12 protein-coding genes are annotated in these 17,534 nt (G+C 64.4%); 5 read left to right on the top strand and 7 right to left on the bottom strand.

Going from position 1 to position 17,534, the window contains the following annotated elements:
* Positions 1–97: 97 nt before the first annotated feature.
* A complete protein-coding gene (locus tag SJY41_RS03995; protein ID WP_380779259.1) occupies positions 98–2,473 on the bottom strand; it encodes a PAS-domain containing protein in 2,376 nt (791 codons plus the stop codon).
* 285 nt (positions 2,474–2,758) lie between these two features.
* Between SJY41_RS03995 and SJY41_RS03990 the strand changes: the two genes are divergently transcribed.
* Complete coding sequence (locus tag SJY41_RS03990; RefSeq protein WP_380779257.1) at positions 2,759–5,692, top strand: TonB-dependent receptor domain-containing protein; 2,934 nt, start codon at positions 2,759–2,761, stop codon at positions 5,690–5,692.
* Positions 5,693–5,951: 259 nt separating this feature from the next.
* Here SJY41_RS03990 and SJY41_RS03985 read toward each other — a convergent pair whose 3' ends face one another.
* Complete coding sequence (locus tag SJY41_RS03985) at positions 5,952–6,557, bottom strand: TetR/AcrR family transcriptional regulator (protein ID WP_380779255.1); 606 nt, start codon at positions 6,555–6,557, stop codon at positions 5,952–5,954.
* Between the two features lie 47 nt (positions 6,558–6,604).
* Here SJY41_RS03985 and SJY41_RS03980 point away from each other — a divergent pair, with 47 nt between their 5' ends.
* Positions 6,605–7,444 (top strand): oxidoreductase, encoded by an 840-nt coding sequence (locus tag SJY41_RS03980; RefSeq protein ID WP_380779253.1) that lies wholly within the window; start codon positions 6,605–6,607, stop codon positions 7,442–7,444.
* A gap of 239 nt (positions 7,445–7,683) precedes the next feature.
* Here SJY41_RS03980 and SJY41_RS03975 read toward each other — a convergent pair whose 3' ends face one another.
* The 3 genes from SJY41_RS03975 to SJY41_RS03965 all read right to left on the bottom strand — a co-directional run bounded on the left by SJY41_RS03975 (position 7,684) and on the right by SJY41_RS03965 (position 11,430).
* Positions 7,684–8,616 (bottom strand): hypothetical protein, encoded by a 933-nt coding sequence (locus tag SJY41_RS03975; protein WP_380779252.1) that lies wholly within the window; start codon positions 8,614–8,616, stop codon positions 7,684–7,686.
* Between the two features lie 558 nt (positions 8,617–9,174).
* Positions 9,175–10,635: an adenosylhomocysteinase gene (gene ahcY, locus SJY41_RS03970; protein ID WP_380779250.1), complete on the bottom strand. Its 1,461-nt coding sequence runs from the start codon at positions 10,633–10,635 to the stop codon at positions 9,175–9,177.
* 234 nt (positions 10,636–10,869) lie between these two features.
* The gene (locus tag SJY41_RS03965) at positions 10,870–11,430 is read right to left on the bottom strand and encodes a YqgE/AlgH family protein (RefSeq protein WP_380779249.1); all 561 of its coding nucleotides are present in this window, start codon (positions 11,428–11,430) and stop codon (positions 10,870–10,872) included.
* A gap of 109 nt (positions 11,431–11,539) precedes the next feature.
* Between SJY41_RS03965 and SJY41_RS03960 the strand changes: the two genes are divergently transcribed.
* The 3 genes from SJY41_RS03960 (at position 11,540) to SJY41_RS03950 (ending at position 14,273) form a co-directional block, all read left to right on the top strand.
* Complete coding sequence (locus tag SJY41_RS03960; protein ID WP_380779247.1) at positions 11,540–12,019, top strand: peroxiredoxin; 480 nt, start codon at positions 11,540–11,542, stop codon at positions 12,017–12,019.
* Between the two features lie 222 nt (positions 12,020–12,241).
* Positions 12,242–13,678, top strand: a complete 1,437-nt coding sequence (locus SJY41_RS03955) for an AMP nucleosidase (protein ID WP_380779245.1) — start codon at positions 12,242–12,244, stop codon at positions 13,676–13,678.
* 76 nt (positions 13,679–13,754) lie between these two features.
* On the top strand, positions 13,755–14,273 hold the full coding sequence (locus tag SJY41_RS03950) for a hypothetical protein (protein WP_380779244.1): 519 nt from the start codon (positions 13,755–13,757) through the stop codon (positions 14,271–14,273).
* 281 nt (positions 14,274–14,554) lie between these two features.
* Here the strand turns inward: SJY41_RS03950 and SJY41_RS03945 are convergent, their stop codons facing one another.
* Both SJY41_RS03945 and SJY41_RS03940 read right to left on the bottom strand, forming a co-directional pair.
* On the bottom strand, positions 14,555–16,387 hold the full coding sequence (locus SJY41_RS03945) for a M2 family metallopeptidase (protein WP_380779242.1): 1,833 nt from the start codon (positions 16,385–16,387) through the stop codon (positions 14,555–14,557).
* 211 nt (positions 16,388–16,598) lie between these two features.
* Entirely contained in the window at positions 16,599–17,360 is a 762-nt protein-coding gene (locus SJY41_RS03940) for an alpha/beta fold hydrolase (protein ID WP_380779240.1), read from the bottom strand.
* Positions 17,361–17,534: the final 174 nt, after the last annotated feature.

Genomic DNA, 17,534 nt, shown 5'->3' with positions numbered 1-17,534 from the left:
GAGGGTTGGGTGAGGAGCTGTTCCAGGCGTTGCATTGCTTGGCAGCCCCTCACCCCGACCCTCTCCCCGAAGGGGAGAGGGAGCAGAAAGTACGCGCTCATCGGCGCGGCAGTTCGACTGTGATCAACGTTCCGCCCCCAGGCTCGGACAGCAGCTCGATCGTGCCCCCATGCGCCTCGACGAACTGCTTGGCCAACGGCAACCCCAGCCCCAAAGCGCGATCCCCGATGGGCTTGGCCTCCGCAAACCGGTCGAACGCATGCGCCACGGCCTCCGCTTCCATCCCCGGCCCGTCGTCCGACACCACGATCCGTGCCGAGGTCGCATTGCCGTCGGTGTGCAACAATACCCGGCCGCCGTCCGGCGTCGCCGCGACCGCGTGTCGCAGCAGATGCTCGACGACCTCCTTCAGCCGCTTCGCATTGCCGTTCACCCGCCCCGTCGAGCGGGCCACCTCGATCGCAAAATCAAGTTTGCGCCGCTTGGCCGACGGCTGGATCGTCTCCGCCGCCGCGCGCACGGTCGTCGCCAGATCGACGTCGCTGCGGTCGGTCTCCTCGCGGTCGCTCTCCGCGCGCGTCAGGTCGAGCACGTCGTCCACCAGCAACCCGAGCCGCTCGACCGACTCGAGGATAGCCCCGACATAGCTCTCGGCCTGCTTGGTCATCTTGCCGGCGTACCCGCCATGCAACATCTCCGCGAACCCGCTGATCGACGTCAGCGGCGTGCGCAGTTCATAGCTCATGTTCGCCACGAAGGCGGTCTTCACCTTGTCCGCCGCCTCGAGAGCGTTAGCCCGGTCGCGCAACGCCTGTTCCGCACGGCGGCTGTCGGTGATGTCGAGCATCGTGAACAGCGCGTTGCCATCGGGGAGCGGCACGCCGGCGAACTCGAAATGTCGCCCGTCGGCAAACGCCACCCTGCCACCGCGCTGCTGCCGCTCGACGGTCGCCGACCGTACCAGGTCCGGTATCAGCGCCGACCGGTTGGGCGTAAGCAGCTTACCCCCCGCCGCCTCGGCAAAGGCATCGACGCGGGGGTGCGAGGCGAGGAACTCTTCCTCCAGACCCCACAACAGCCGAAACCGGTTGTTCCACAGCTGCAACCGCCCATCAGCTGCGAACACGCCGAGCGCCTCGAACAGATTGTCGAAGGTCGCGGTCCGCACGCGCAGCAACGTATCGCGCGCGCTCGCCAGCTGGACCTGCTCCGTGCGATCCTCGAAGATCAGCAACAGCCCGCCATCGGGCAAGGGCTGCGCGACGACGCGAAGGTGCGTACCACCACGCAGGTGCCAGTTCTCCTCCATCGCCCCGCCACCGGCCGAGCCATTCTGTGACGAGCCGGTCTGCATGAACCAGTCGCGTCGTTCCGCCTTCCAGCTCGGGAAGTCGCGCACTTCGGGCAGCCGGTTCGCTTCGCGCATCCGCTCCAGCACCCGGTCGAACTCGGGGCGATCGGCGAGCCATTCGCTGCGCATCGCGAACATCCGCCGAAACGGCTGATTGCAGAACACGAGCGACCGGTCGCCACCGAACTGCGCGACGCCCGCCGACAGACGGTCGAGCATCGCCCGCTGCGCCTCGGCGAACCGCTTCGCTCCGGATCGCGCCTGCTCCAGCTCCTCGATATCGATCGCGAACCCTGCGACCCCACCGCTCGGCAACGGTACGTCGTAAATCTGCAGAGACCGACGCGCGCCGTCGATGGTCGCCGGCAAGACCTGCTGATGCGGCCGGCCCTGCTCGCGCGCGACGGCCGCGCCGGCTAGCGGCCCGCCCCGGCCCGATCCCTCGACGAGCTCCAGCCCGCGCGCCACGACGTCGGCGGCATCGCGCCCCTCGACCGCATCGACATACGCCGTGTTGACCATGGCCAGCCGCAAGTCGGCTGCACGATACCACATCGGCATCGGCGCGGCCTCGATCAGCCCAGTCAGCGACTCATATGCCGCACCAAGCCGGCTAGCCTCAGCGCCCAGCCGCGCGATCTCGGCCTCGCTATCGGTCGCGTCGAACGCCCAGAGCAATACGGTGCCGATTGCGTCTACGGCCCCCGGCGCCCGCCCACCCCGGAACGTGATCGCGCGCGTCGACTCCAGCAGCCTGACCGAGCGTACGAAGCTTCGTCCGGAGCGTTGCGCCGCGGTAACGTCGGCGATCAGCTGCGCGGCATCGTCCGGCGAAAGCCCCGCCCCGCCCGCCGCCAGTTCGCCAAGCGCTCGTGGCGGCGTTTCGAACCCCAACCAGTCCGCCATCGGCTGCGACATCTCGATTCGACCACCAGCACCGATCACCGTGACGATCGCGGGCGCGCCCTCGATGACCGCCCGCAGATGCGTATTCGCGTCCACTATATCGGAGGCCTGTCCGCGTGCGCGGAGTCCGAGGAATAGCAACGCCGCGCCGGTTGCAACGAACACGAGCAATAGTGCGCCCGCGAGGAGCACCGTCCCGGTACCGACCGTGATCATCGTAGGAACGCGTGAAACATCATGCCCCCGTCTAAGCCAAGCATGTCGGCATAGGGAAGTCGGATGCCCAGATTTCCCGCCGCCACGTCGAACAGCGCCATCGGGCAGTACCACATCCCAAGAGCCGGGCGATCCTAACGGGAATGACACAATCCGTTGCAGATTTGTGTCAGTTGGCGAAAAAAGAGACAAGAGCGCTGTCATTCATCGCATAGGCTTTGCATCGCAATACCGGCGTGTCGCAGTTGAAACATCACGTTGCGTTGATCTGTAAAGGACTGCTCTTTGTCTCGGAAACTGCTCCTATCCGCTACCATTCTCGCCGCAGGCGCGCTGTCCGCGCCGGCGTTCGCGCAAGATACCGTTGCACCGGCCGCGGCCCCGGATGCGACCGTCGCTGCCGAGCCCGCGCAAAGCGCGGATGACGCGATCGTCGTCACCGGCTCGCGCATTCGTCGTCCCGATCTGGAATCCGCCTCGCCAGTGGCGGTCGTCGATTCGCAGCAGATCCAGGCACAGGGCATCGTCAATACGCAGGACTTGCTCGCGAAGCTGCCGCAGGTCGGCATTCCGGGTCTTAGCAAGACCAACAGCAACTTCGACACGTCCGGCAACGGCATCGCGACGATCAACCTTCGCAATCTCGGCGATTCGCGCACGCTGGTCCTGGTGAACGGCCGCCGGTTCGTTCCGGGTGTCGCAGGCACGTCGGTCGTCGACGTCAACAACATCCCGGCGGATTTCGTCGATCGGATCGAGGTCGTCACCGGCGGCGCATCGGCGATCTACGGTTCCGATGCGGTCGCAGGCGTCGTCAACTACGTGCTGAAGACGGACATGCAGGGCATCACCGCCCGCGCACAATACGGCCTCACCAGCCGTGGCGACAATCCGAACTATACCGCCAGCATCACCGGCGGCACGAAGTTCGGCGAGGACGACAAGGGCTCGGTCATCGCCAACGTCACCTATTCGAAGGATCTCGGCCTGCTCTCGAGCAAGCGCGGCATCTCGGCGCAGGATTGCTCGAACCTCGGCTGCGGTCCGCAGTCGTACAGCTCCTATTCCGCGCAGGGTCGTTTCCAGTTCCAAAACGCGAACAACTCGACCGGCCTGTCGACGAACAATGGCGGCTATGCGAGCAATCTGTTCTCGTTCAACCCCGACAATTCGGTCGTGTTGGGCAGTGGTGACGGCTTCAACCGCAATTCGGTACGTCGCATCTCGACGCCCGTCGAGCGCTACCTCGCGGCCGTGTCGGGCCAGTATGCGTTCAGCAGCGCGGTCACCGCGTTCATCGAGGGCACCTACGCCAAGACCAAGTCGAGCTCGCAGATCGAGGCACTCGCGCTCGACTCCGGCACCGACGTCGGCGCTGGCTACAGCATCGACAACCCGTACATCCCTGCTGCGATCCGCGACCAGATCGCCGCGCGCAACAGCGACGGGATCGCCGACAACGACGTGACGTCGATCGCCTTCCGTCGTCGCCAGAACGAAGTATTCAGCCGCAGCAACTCCAACGATCGCGACACCTTCCGCATCGCCGGTGGCTTCCGCGGGGAGATCGCGCCGAAGTGGAACTACGAAGTCTCGGGTGTCTATGGCCAGCTCAAGGACCATACGCGCAGCCAGGACATCGACATCTCGCGCTACGCCAACGCGCTCGATGCGACGACCGATGCCACCGGTACCATCGTCTGCCGCGATGCCACCGCACGCGCTGCCGGTTGCGCACCGATCAACCTGTTCGGCTACGACACCGTCAGCCCTGCGGCGGCCGCGTACGTCCAGGCTGCCGTGCCACGTGAAGTCTACATCAAGAACACGCAGTTCGTCGCCAACGCGAGCGTCAACGGCTCGCTCCTGACGCTACCTTATGGCGATCTTCAGGTCGCATTCGGTGGCGAATACCGGCGCGAGAAGAGCAGCGAAGATTGGGACGCGCTGACCAATGCCGGCCTCAATTCGGGCAATCTGACGCCTGACACGGTGGGTCAGTTCAACGTCAAGGAGCTGTTTGGCGAAGTCGACGTGCCGCTGCTGAAGAACCTGCCGTTCGTACACTCGCTCAGCCTGCAGGGTGCGGCGCGCTATTCGGACTATTCGACGATCGGCACCGTGTTCAGCTGGAATGCGGGCGGCGAGTATTCGCCGATCCGTGGCCTGCGCTTCCGCGGCAACTACGCCATCGCGAACCGTGCGCCGAACATCTCGGAGCTGTTCTCGTCGGCGTCGGAAACCTTCCCGTCGGTGCAGGATCCCTGCAACAACGTGACGGCCACCTCGAACGGCACCTACGATGCCGCCTGCCGTGCGATCCCGGCGATCGCCACGGCCGTGAACAACGGCGGTACGTTCCAGTACACGCTCGCTGATACGCAGGGCATCAACGGCTTCGACGGCGGCAATCGCAACCTTCAGGAAGAAAAGGGCAAGACCCTGACGCTGGGCGCGGTCATCGCACCGGATCGGGTTCCAGGGCTCAGCCTGACGGTCGATTACTTCAACATCAAGCTGTCCAACGCCATCGGCACCGTGCCCCGCTCGACCTCGATCTCGCAGTGCCTCGCCACCGGCGAAGCGCAGTTCTGCGACAACGTGATCCGCTTCGCCAACACCGGCTACATCCAGACGGTGAACGCGCAGTACATCAACATCGCCGACACGAAGACGAGCGGCATCGACGTCAACCTGCGCTACGGCCACGCGCTCGGCCTGCTGAACGACGACCGGCTCGACTTCAACGCCCAGTACACGCACACGATCAAGTACGACACCCAGTCCGATCCGTCGGCGCCCGTCTACAGCGGCGTCGGCAACCTGGAATATGGCGAGGTCTTCCGCGACAAGGTGAACGCGACGCTCAGCTACAGCGTCGGTGCGTTCAGCGCGAACTGGACGACCACCTATCTCAGCCCGATGGTCGACACGGTCCGCTCGGAATTCGCCGGATACGCGTCGGATTATTCGGACGAGATCGCTGCGCACAACGAGATCGCCTCGCGCTTCTACCACGACGTCCAGCTGCGCGCGCGCGTCGGCGAGGAAAGCAAGCAGATGGAGATGTTCTTCGGCGTCACCAACCTGTTCGATCGCAAGCCGCCGAAGCTGGAGGACACCGTGTTCTACGGCACGATCACCGGCACGACGACCGCTTCGGACGTCTACGACCCGATCGGCCGCCGCTTCTACATGGGCGCCCAGATCAAGTTCTAGTCGCCACGCATCTTCGAACGACCGCGCGGGCGGGGCAGGAAACTGCCCCGCCCGATTGCGTTCGGGAACTGCGCACGATCGGCAGATAAGCGAGCGTCCGCAATGGGAAGGATAGCGGACCGGCCGCTATTGGGAAGGAAGATGGCGTTAGCGGATATCGGCTGACGCTGCGGCCTTTCTCAAAAAGGATGGTGTTTCGGGAAAGCGATGCAAGCCTGCCGCGGCAGATAAGCCCAGAAGTGCTGGCCGAGCTTTCACGCTAACTAACGGGCGGCCGACCGCTGTCCGGTGACGGTGACAGTAAGGCGCCCGCGATGTCGAGCGCCGCGACACCGAGCGCTTCGTCGGCAAGCTCACCCGCCGACCAGAAGGACAGGACGCCGCGGAAGGCCAGCGCCAAGTGCCGCGCAAGATCGCTCGCAACCCGCTCCGTCTTCCCGTCACCAAGGTCGAGCGCGAGCGCCCACAATGCCTGCGACCGCGCCAGGGCGTCACCTCGTGCCGGTCCGCCCGTGCCCATCCAGCCCATCACGGCGCGGTTCACCGCCGGTTCTTCCAGCATCACCGCGACGGCGGTCTCGACTGCCAAGGCGACGCGCGCCGCGATGTCGGTGGGGTGCGCCACGGCGGCGAAGCACTCCGTCATCGTGTCGATCCGGCGTCCGGACAAAGCGTGCATGATCGCTGCCTTGCTACCGAACTGGTTGAACGGCGTCGCGAAGCTGACCCCGGCCTCGGTCGCCAGGTCGCGCATCGAAAACTCGGCCTTGCCATCGCGCAGCAGCCGCTCGGCTGCATCGAGCACGCGCTGGCGGAGGGGTTCGCCGCGTGGTGGCTGAGAATGATCGGGGTTGTCACGCGTCATGAGCCGACTATATCATGATATAGAGATTGATCCAGCGGAGTCGTCACGTGTCCAACAGCAAAACCTTCCTCATCACCGGCGTCAGTTCCGGTCTCGGCCGCGCCTTCGCGCAGGGCGTGCTCGATGCCGGACATCGTGTGATCGGAACCGTGCGGCGGCAGGAAGATGCCGACGCCTTCGCTGCGCTCTCGCTGGATCATGCCCATCCGCTCGTTCTCGACGTCACCGACTACGATGCGATCCCCGCTGCCGTTGCGAACATGGAAGCGCGCGTCGGCCCGATCGACGTCCTCGTCAACAACGCCGGCTACGGCCACGAGGGCGTCATGGAAGAGGCGTCGATCGATGACTTCCAGCGTCAATTTGCCGCCAACGTGTTCGGACCCGTTGCGATGACCAAGGCCGTGCTGCGAGGAATGCGCGAGCGTCGTCGCGGTCACATCATCAACGTGACCTCGATGGGCGGATTTATCACCATGCCCGGCATCACCTCCTATTGCGGAAGCAAATTTGCGCTAGAGGGAATCTCGGAAGCGCTGGGCAAGGAAGTCGCAGGATTCGGTATCCGCGTCACCGCGCTCGCGCCTGGCCAGTTCCGCACCGACTGGGCCGGCCGCTCGATGGATCGCACGCCGCGTAGCATCGCCGACTACGACGCGGTGATGGATCCAATCCGTGCCGCGCGGCAGGCCAAGAGCGGCAACCAGCCGGGCGATCCCGCCAAGGCGGCGCAGGCGCTCCTCACGATCGTAGCCTCAGACAGCCCGCCGACGCGCCTGTTCCTTGGCGAGGATGCGCTAGGCCTGGTCGACCAGAAGCTTGGTGCCATGAAGGCCGAGCGTGACGAATGGGATGCGCTCTCCCGCTCCACCAGCTTCATCGCCTGACATCAGCACGAAGTCCCGAACCGATCGCCTATACCGACGATCGACCGGCTCACTACCTTCTACTGCCATTACCCAGTCGGCGCCGGCCTTCCCGATTGGGATCGAATTTCGGGAATGGCATCACTTCCGTCGCCGTGTGAATGTCAGCGCTAAGTGGCACCCTTAAGTCGCGCTATTATGCATCCTGGACTAGCTTTGAACAGGCAGAGGATGGACCATCCGCACACACAGGCGCGTCCTCACGGTTTCCTGCTCTTAGCTTCGTGCACAGTGTAGTCCTGTCGATACTTCTCCTGCTCCGCCAATGGTGGGACACGAAGCGCCTTGCGCATGGCATCGGATATAAGGTTGCGGTCGTAAGGCTCTTGAGTTGCCGGGCTGCCCTTAGGTGCCGTGAATTGCGTACCCAGCACTTGCGGTCTGCCAATGGCCCGAAGATATCTGTCGAGCGTCGCGGCAGATATCCAGATCGCTCCCGCACTCCCTCTAGCTGCAGCTACCATTGATAATAGGTGGGCCTTTAAATAATCATCAGCTTTGCTGCCATGCTGAAATATAAAGGCCGCGTGGTAAAAATCCTCGCCACTTTGAAGCGCCCCGGCGTCTATCAGTTCTTGCGTGCGTCGCCTGCGTTTTTCGTCCGCTGGCCCGACAACGGAAAAATTGATATGCTCAGCTTGGCGATCGGCTTGATCAGCATCAAAGATGTTGGTCATTTCTCCGTTTGTCTGGCGTAAGATCTTCCGCGTGTAGGCTGTCTTGGCGTCCCATGGTCCTAGTTGCGCTTCGTTACTCGACGTTTTTTCAAAGTCAAAAGGATCGAAGTCCGGCCCCATAAAAGTAACGGAAATATGTCCTACCTGCGCGCAACGAACGCGGAGCATGTCAGGCGTTGAATTGGGCTCAGGATCCTCAAAGCTGAGGATAAGGTCACCATCATTGACGTGCGCTTCGCTAGCCACACGTCGAACCACGTGGCCATTTATGTTCGAGAAGGTGTCGCCATCAAACCCAAATTGATCGGGCCGGGTCCATATTGCTGTTGTGCCGGTCGAGTTATTTTCAATTTCCAGTTTGAAAATCGTCTGTCCGCCAGCCTTTGCGGCCCATGCTCCTGTCGCACACGGCGGCGTCGACACCGAGGCGGCAGCTAGCAGAATAGGGAGGATCATAAGTAAATGTTTATCCCTAAAGAGCTCAAGGTGCGATCTGGCGCAACACCGAGCTTCGCAAATCCGTCCTGCTGAGCGGCAAGGTCCTGCTTGTCAGTGGAGCAGCGAGCATCACCGATCAGCGTGTGGGTCATGGTCGATTGTGTAACGTAAACGGGGCCCTCAGCGCAAAGATAGTATCATCTATGTGCGTTTCGGTTTTTGGCGGTTTCCCGTGCCGTAACCGCGTACGGTACGTGGCGACCTTCTGATCGCGCTAATAGTCATCGTGACTAGCCCCGCCATTCTCACTGAGGAACGTCTGGCGGGAACCTCGCTGCCTCGACCGCGCTGACGAACGCCTGCCGGTTTCGCTTTCCCAAAATGACCAATCGGAGACGGAGAAACGGGAAAGATCGCGCTCAACGAATGGCCGTTATAGGCCCCCGTATCGCCAGCCCGAGCGTGCGGCTTTGGACGGGAAGCGGTCACTAACGGCCACATGAGCGCCGCAACGAAAAGGCCGCGCCCACCTTGTCGGTGGACGCGGCCTTTTCGCACGCAGATCGTGACGGCGTCTTAGTAGCGGTAATGGTCCGGCTTGAACGGGCCTTCGACCGGTACGCCGATGTAGCCGGCCTGCTTTTCCGACAGCTTCGACAGCTTCACGCCGAGCTTCTCGAGGTGGAGCATCGCGACCTTCTCGTCGAGGTGCTTGGGCAGGACGTACACTTCGTTCTTGTAGTTCTCGCCCTTGGTCCAGAGTTCGATCTGCGCGAGCGTCTGGTTGGTGAACGAAGCAGACATCACGAACGACGGGTGGCCGGTGGCGCAACCGAGGTTCACCAGGCGACCCTTCGCCAGGATGATGATCTGCTTGCCGTCCGGGAACTTCACCAGGTCGGTGCCGGGCTTCACTTCGGTCCAGTCGTAGTTCGACAGCGCGGCGATCTGGATCTCCGAGTCGAAGTGGCCGATGTTGCAGACGATCGACATCGGCTTCATCGCCTTCATGTGATCGGCGGTGATGACGTCGGCGTTGCCGGTCGCGGTCACGAAGATGTCGGCGCGGGTCACAGCCTCTTCCATCGTCACGACCTCGAAGCCCTCCATCGCCGCCTGCAATGCGCAGATCGGGTCGACTTCGGTGACCATCACGCGCGCGCCGCCGTTGCGGAGCGACTGGGCCGAGCCCTTGCCGACGTCACCGAAACCAGCGACCGCGGCAACCTTGCCGGCGAGCATGACGTCGGTCGCGCGACGGATCGCGTCGACCAGCGATTCCTTGCAGCCGTAGAGATTATCGAACTTCGACTTGGTGACCGAGTCGTTGACGTTGATCGCGGGGAACGGCAGCTCGCCCTTCTTGGCGATCTCGTACAGGCGGTGGACGCCCGTGGTGGTCTCTTCCGAGACGCCCTTCAGGTTCTTGACGGTCTCGGTCAGGTAACCGGGGTTCTTCGCGACGTACGCCTTCAGCGCACGCTGCATCTCGACCTCTTCCTCGTTCTCGGGCTCGGGCATCGTGTGGCCGGCTTCAAGCTTGGCACCCCAGAGCGCGAACATCGTCGCGTCGCCGCCGTCATCGAGGATGATGTTGGCGGTCTGGCCCTCGACGTCGCGATCCCACTGGAAGATGTCGCCGACATAGTTCCAGTAATCCGCGAGGCTCTCGCCCTTGATCGCGAACACCGGCACGCCGGTCGCGGCGATCGCTGCGGCCGCGTGATCCTGCGTCGAGAAGATGTTGCAGGTCGCCCAGCGGACGTCGGCGCCAAGCGCGGTCAGCGTCTCGATCAGCACCGCGGTCTGGATCGTCATGTGCAGCGAGCCGGTGATCCGCGCGCCCTTCAGCGGCTGCGACGGGCCGAATTCGGTGCGCAGCGACATCAGGCCGGGCATCTCGGTCTCGGCGATGTTGATCTCGGCGCGGCCGAAATCGGCGAGGCTGATGTCGGCGACGACGTAGTCGGTCTTCGCGGGGGCGAGGGTGGTGGCCACAATGGGTCTCCTGGAAATTCTGTGATCGGCGAGCCTCATGCCCGTGCCGGATGCCGTGCCACTTAGGGGATCGGAGGGCTCAAATCAAATATAAAGATATCTTTATATGATGCCTGGAGAGGCGGTCTTGCGATCGTCAACGCTACCTTTCCTCCCCCGCCAGGGGGAGGTGGCGCCGAAGGCGACGGAGGGGGAGGACACGGAACAGGCGTTTCCCTTACCTCCCCCTCCGTCAGGCAAGTGCCTGCCACCTCCCCCTGGCGGGGGAGGATTTCAGGCCCGCCCCGTCTCCGCCACCAGCAACCGCGGGTCCACGCCGGCCTGCGCGAACGCCATCGTCCAGCGATCTTCCGCTGCGGTATCGAACAGCAGTTCGGTATCGCCGAGCACGTTGAACCATCCCGGCCGTGACAACTCGCCTTCCAGCTGCCCGCCGTCCCAGCCGGCATAGCCGAGCGCCACCACCCACTGCGACGGCCCCCGCCCCTCGGCGATCGCGCGCAGCACGTCGACCGTGCTCGACAGCTTCCAGAGCCCGGCGACGTCGACACTATCCTGGCCGCCCCAATCCGCCGAATGCAGCACGAAGCCGCGCCGCGGCTCGACCGGGCCGCCGAAATGCACCGGCGCATTCGGCGCGTCGCCCGGCTCGATCCCGAACTGTTCGAGCAGGTCGTGGAAGCCAAGGCCATCGATCGTCGCGCCCAGCCCGATCCCGATCGCGCCGTTCTCGTCGTGGCTGCACATCGCGATCACCGCGCGGGCGAACCGCGGATCGCTCATCCCCGGCATCGCCAGCAGGAATTGTCCGGAAAGAAAGGCGGTCTTGTCCATCCATCGCACCATAGTGGTGAAGGCGGGCACCCGCCACGCTTGAAATCAATGCCTGACCGTACGAGGTACGGGCCGCCCGCGATCACTGCGCGGCGACAGGAGATTCAGAATGACGATCAGCGTCGGCGACCGGCTTCCCACCACCACTCTCGTCAAGGCCACGGCTGATGGCCCAGACCAGGTCGATACCGACAGCTTCTTCAAGGGCCGCAAGGTCGCGCTGTTCGCGGTGCCGGGCGCGTTCACGCCGACCTGCTCGGCCAAGCACCTGCCGGGCTTCGTCGAGAAGGAAGCCGAACTGAAGGCCAAGGGCGTCGACGAGATCGCCTGCGTCTCGGTCAACGACGCGTTCGTGATGGGCGCGTGGGGCAAGTCGGCGGGCGCCGGCGACATCACGATGCTGGCGGACGGCAATGGTGACTTTGCCAAGGCGATCGGCCTGACGATGGACGGCTCGGGCTTCGGCATGGGCATTCGCAGCCAGCGCTATTCGATGCTGGTCAACGACGGCGTGGTCGAGCAGCTGAACGTCGAGGCACCGGGTGAGTTCAAGGTGAGCTCGGCCGAACATTTGCTCAGCGAGATCTGATGTCAGGGGGCGGGAGCGATGCCCGCCCTCACTGCCCCCCCCCCGGCGGAGGCCGGGGCCCAACTGGCAGGGCCGAGGTAACTTTGGACTGCCCGCTGTTACATCCGTCCCCCAATTGGGCCCCGGCCTCCGCCGGGGTGGTGCATTAACGCCGAGTGCGCAGTAACCGTGCCCATCCGCCGCAGTCTTGCCACCGTAACCGGCGCCACCTAACACTGGGCGATGACAACCGCATCCGACCTCGTCGCCGAACTCGACCGCCTCTACCGCGCTTCTGTCGAGCGCCTCCAGTCCGCAATGAGCGCCTACATCGCCGACGGCACCGTGCCCGATCCGGCTGCCCGCACCGACGGCTCGTTCGCTTATCCCGAAATTCGCCTGACATATAAGGGCGGCGTCGACCGGCCTACGCCGCTGCGCTCGTTCGGCCGCCTCGTCACCGCCGGCGAATACAAGATCAGCGTTACCAAGCCCGCGATCTTCGCTGCGTATCTCACCGAACAGCTCACCCTGCTGATCGAGGATTACGACGTCACCGTCGAGGCGGTCGAGGGTCGCCAGGAGATCCCGTTCCCGTATGTGATCGAGCCCGGCCACGCGCTGAGCCTCGACGAGGTCTCCGCCTCCGAACTCGCGCGCTTCTTCCCCGCGACCGAGCTCGCGCATATCGGCGACGAGATCGCCGACGGCCTCTGGATCGCGCAGGACGAGACCCGCCCGCTCGCGCTGTTCGACGGCCTGCGCACCGACTTCAGCCTTGCCCGCCTGCGCCATTACATGGGCACGCCGGCCGAGCATGCGCAGCGCTTCGTACTGTTCACCAACTATCACCGCTATGTCGATGAATTCGTTCGCTGGGCCGGCACGCAGCTTGGTGAGGGGTCGCGCTTCACAAGCCTGTCGGGCGCGGGCGGGATCACGATTTCGTCGGGCGACGACATCGACAAGATCATCTCCGACAGCGCATGGCGGCGTCACCAGATGCCCGCCTATCATCTGATGGCGGACGATCGCACCGGCATCACGCTGGTCAACATCGGCGTCGGCCCGTCCAACGCGAAGACGATCTGCGACCATCTCGCGGTGCTCCGCCCCGAGGCCTGGCTGATGATCGGGCATTGCGGCGGCCTGCGACCGAGCCAGCGGATCGGCGACTACGTTCTCGCGCACGCCTATCTGCGCGACGACCATGTCCTCGACGACGTCCTGCCGCCGGAAATTCCGATCCCCGCGATCGCCGAAGTCCAGCTCGCGATGGCCAAGGCCGCCGAGATCGTCTCGGGCCAGTCGGGCGAGGAACTGAAACGGCGCCTCCGGACCGGCACGATCGTCACGACCGACGATCGCAACTGGGAACTTCGCTATTCGAAGTCGGCGCTGCGCTTCTCGCTGTCGCGCGCGGTCGGTATCGACATGGAATCGGCGACTATCGCCGCGCAAGGGTATCGCTTCCGCGTGCCCTACGGCACGCTACTGTGCGTCTCGGACAAGCCGCTCCACGGCGAGCTGAAGCTGCCGGGACAAGCGAACCGCTTCTACGAACGCGCGATCAGCGAGCATCTGCGGATCGGCATCGAGGCCTGCGAACAGTTGAGACTCGAAGGATCGAAGCTCCACAGCCGCAAGCTCCGCGCGTTCGACGAGCCGCCGTTCCGGTAAGACGGGCTGGTAATTACGGAGCGGATCGGCCGCTAATGCGTTACGCACCCGGAATCACTTTTGAGGGAGCACAGCCGTGGCCGATACCGACACGCCCGAAACGGACGCCAAGAAGCCCGTCACGCGCCGCCGCGCACCGCGCACGACCAGCGCGCCAAAGCCTGTAACGGCCAAGGCGACTGGCGCGAAGCCGGCTGCTGCGGCAAAGCCGGTCGCGGCCGAAAAGTCCGTCGCGGAGAAGCCAGCCACGGCAACGCCGCGCAAGGTTGCGGCCAAACCGGCGCCAAAGCCGCGCTCTACGAAACGCAGCACGCCGCGGCCGCCTGCGTCGCGCAAGCCAGCCGCCAAGTCTCCCGTGACGGCCGCGACCGACAAGGTCGGTGGCAAATGGGGTGCTGCCGCGATCGCGGGCGGGGTTGCCGTAATCGGTGCCGCGGCCGCGTTGTTCACGTTGCGCGGTAGTACGCCGAAGCCTGCTCCGCCCACGCCGGCGGCGCCGGAGCCCAAGGGCAAGGGCGCGCATCAGGCTGACGGCACGGATTCATCGAAGTCGTTCGAGGCCGGGATTGCCGACGAAGGCACGATCCCCGAGTAACGTTACCTACCCCAGCAGTTCACCCCCCCGATAGCACGCCACCCCGGCGAAGGCCGGGGCCCAGTTGGGGGACGTTGTTAACGGAGCGATGAGCTTCGTTACTCAGGACGTTCCAACTGGGCCCCGGCCTTCGCCGGGGTGGATGCCTTGGCAGGGGTCACCTTCCAATGTTCCCCCGCGGAGGCGGGGCCCCAGCTAAAGCCAAACTAGCCCTCGTGACCCTGGGCCCCCGCCTCCGCGGGGGAACTAGATAGTATCGAATAGCGTGCCCCAAATCACCGTCACCAGCCCGACGGCTTCCCCTTGTTCTGGACGTCCAGCCACTTCTTCAACGGCGCGAAATACTCGACCAGCGCCGCGCCCGACATCTCGCGGCTGCCGGTGAACACCTGCAGCGCATCCGGCCAGGGCTTCGATTGCCCCATGCTCAGCATCGCGTTCAGCTTCGTGCCCACCGCCTTGTCGTCATAGAACGAACAGCGATGCAGCGGCCCCTTCCAGCCGGACTGGTCGCACGCCGCCTTGTAGAACTGGAACTGCAACACCCGCGCCAGGAAGTACCGCGTGTACGGCACCGCCGCCGGGATATGGTATTTCGCCCCCGCATCGAACTTGGTCTCGTCGCGCGCCACCGGCGGCTTGATTCCCTGATACTGGAGCCGCAATTGATCCCACGCCGCCTGATAGCCGGTCGCCGGGATCTGGCCCGAGAACACGCCCCAGCGCCATTTGTCGATCAGCAACCCGAACGGCAGGAACGCGACCTTGTCCATCGCCTGTCGCAGCAGCAGCCCGATGTCCTTGTCCGCGCTCGGCACCTTCGCCGGATCGAGCAAGCCGATCTTCACCAGGTAATCCGGCGTGATCGACAACGCGACGGTATCGCCGATCGCCTCGTGGAAGCCGTCGTTCGCACCGTTCGCGTACAGGAACGGCTGCGCCTTGTACGCGCGCTGGTAGTAATTGTGGCCGAGTTCGTGGTGAATCGTGACGAAATCGTCCGCGTTGACCTTCGTGCACATCTTGATCCGGATATCGTCCTTGTTGTCGATATCCCATGCCGACGCATGACAGATCACGTCGCGGTCCGCCGGCTTGGTGATCTGCGACCGTGTCCAGAACGTATCCGGCAATGGCGCAAAGCCCAGCGACGAATAGAAGCCCTCGCCCTGCTTCACCATCTTGAGCGGGTCATAGCCCTTCGCCTTGAGCAGCTCACCGGTATCGTAGCCGACGTCCCCCGCCCCCTTCGGCGCGACGATGTCGTAGATGTTGCCCCATTCCTGCGCCCACATGTTGCCGAGCAGGTCGCTGCGGATCGGTCCGGTCTTGGCCTGTACCGCGTCGCCGTACTTCTCGTTGAGCTTCCACCGCGTATAGGTGTGGAGCGCCATGTACAGCGGCTCGACCTGCTTCCAGATCTTGTCGGTCAGCGCGGCGAACTGCTCGGGCGTCATGTCGTAGCCCGAGCGCCACAGTGCGCCGACGTCCTTGTAGCCAAGCTCGCGCGCGCCCTCGTTCGAGATCGACGTCATCTTCGCATAGTCGCTGCGCATCGGCGCGCCGACCTTGTCGTTCCAGCTGGTCCACATCTCGGTCAGCTTGGCCGGATCGCGCACCGAGCCCATCGCCGCCTCGATGTCCGAGCCGTTGATCGGCTTGCCGTCGAGCGTGCCCATGCCCTTGCCGTAGGACGACGACATCTTGGTGGTGAGCGTCGACAGCTCCTCGGACGCCCCCGCACGCGTCGGCGCCGGCAGCGTCAGGCCGCCACGCAGCAGGTCGAGCTTGCGCTTGGTATCGAACGACAGCCCCGGCAGCGACGCGTACCGCGCGGCACCGAGCGCATACTTCACGCCGAGATCGGTCATCTCCGCGCCCGACTTCGCCGCCAGCGCATCGGTATCGTCGGTGATGTAGGTCGCATTGACCCACGCCACGCGATTGGCATCGAGCGATGCGGCGGCCATCGCCTGCTCGGCCTCGGCGACGAAGGCATCGGCCTGCGCGACGGTGGGCGTGCCGGTCGCGGTGGGTGGTGCGGGTGCGGTTTGGGCGCTAGCGGGCACGGCGATCGCGTACGCAAGCGCGATCAGAGAGACTTTGCGGATCATGTAATTCCCCTGGATTATGCGCCCAGAGTGATCACCCGCCGCCGCCCGGTCAACTGCCATCCGGTCACAATCCTCTCCCGCCAGGGGGAGGTGGCTGGTGCTTGCCAGACGGAGGGGGAGGTAAGGTGTAACCGCTGTTCCGTGTCCTCCCCCTCCGTCACCTTCGGCGACACCTCCCCCTGGCGGGGGAGGATCTATCGGTGGAGCCAAGTCAGGCCGCGAGGAAGTCTGCGATCGCCTGGCCGAGTTCTGGCTTCACCACCGCACTCATATGCCCGCCCGGCGTCTCGACATAGGTTCCGTTCGGCAGGACCGCCGCTAGATCGGGTGCCGAACCATTATCCTGGTCCTCCCCGCCGCACACGACCAAGGTCGGCTGCTGAATCGCCTTCACGGAGTCGAGCGGCGTGTCGACGAACGTCTCGAGGATGCCGAGCAACGCGACCGGATCGCCGCCAGTCGTCTTCAGGAACGCCTCGGCCAGCCATTCGGGCGTGCCCTGGACGTGCTGCCCCAGCTTGGTCAGGATGTTCCGGAAATGCCCGGCGCGACGCGAGGTGTGCGTCAGACCCTCCAGACCCATGCCCGAGAAGATAACGCGCCGCGGCGTTGCCCCCGTCGCAAGCATCCGCGACGTGGTCCGCGCACCAAGCGAATAACCCCCGAGATCATACTCGGTCAGTCCCAGATGCGCGATCAACGCATGTCCGTCCTGCGTCAGCGCGTCTGCAGGGTACGCCTCCAGACCGTGCGGCCTCTCACTGTCGCCATGCGCGCGCAGGTCCGGCATGATCACGCGGAAGCCCTTGGCCGCGATCTTCGCCGCGTGGCCGTAGCGGATCCAGTTCGTCTTCGCGTCCGAGAAATACCCGTGGATCAGCACGACTGGTCGACCTTCCCCGACCTCGTGCCATGCCAGCCGGGCGCCGTCGAAGCTCTCGAAATACTGGGTCTTGCTCGGGGTGCTGGCCACGGTCTCATCCTGTCGTGATGGGGTGCCGCCAATTCGGTCTCTCGGTCCGGAGTGTCAACCCGCGGACGCCCGACAAAGCATGGCGGCGACTCTCGCGACCCGCGACCAACCAATAAAAACCGCGCCGCCATTATGAAATGACGGCGCGGCGATGTCGGTCGGAGCTCGAGAAGA

This window comes from Sphingomonas sp. R86520 (genome assembly GCF_042466285.1).
Classification (GTDB): Bacteria; Pseudomonadota; Alphaproteobacteria; order Sphingomonadales; family Sphingomonadaceae; genus Sphingomonas.
Note: the sequence above shows the minus strand (reverse complement) of the source record. Positions and strands in the feature narration are given on the sequence as shown.

What these genes read in the sequence shown, in the direction of transcription:
- SJY41_RS03995 (WP_380779259.1), bottom strand. Translation starts at nt 2,473, where the DNA reads ATGATCACGGTCGGTACCGGGACGGTGCTCCTCGCGGGCGCACTATTG.
- SJY41_RS03985 (WP_380779255.1), bottom strand. Translation starts at nt 6,557, where the DNA reads ATGACGCGTGACAACCCCGATCATTCTCAGCCACCACGCGGCGAACCC.
- SJY41_RS03975 (WP_380779252.1), bottom strand. Translation starts at nt 8,616, where the DNA reads ATGATCCTCCCTATTCTGCTAGCTGCCGCCTCGGTGTCGACGCCGCCG.
- ahcY (WP_380779250.1), bottom strand. Translation starts at nt 10,635, where the DNA reads ATGAGGCTCGCCGATCACAGAATTTCCAGGAGACCCATTGTGGCCACC.
- SJY41_RS03965 (WP_380779249.1), bottom strand. Translation starts at nt 11,430, where the DNA reads ATGGACAAGACCGCCTTTCTTTCCGGACAATTCCTGCTGGCGATGCCG.
- SJY41_RS03960 (WP_380779247.1), top strand. Translation starts at nt 11,540, where the DNA reads ATGACGATCAGCGTCGGCGACCGGCTTCCCACCACCACTCTCGTCAAG.
- SJY41_RS03955 (WP_380779245.1), top strand. Translation starts at nt 12,242, where the DNA reads ATGACAACCGCATCCGACCTCGTCGCCGAACTCGACCGCCTCTACCGC.
- SJY41_RS03945 (WP_380779242.1), bottom strand. Translation starts at nt 16,387, where the DNA reads ATGATCCGCAAAGTCTCTCTGATCGCGCTTGCGTACGCGATCGCCGTG.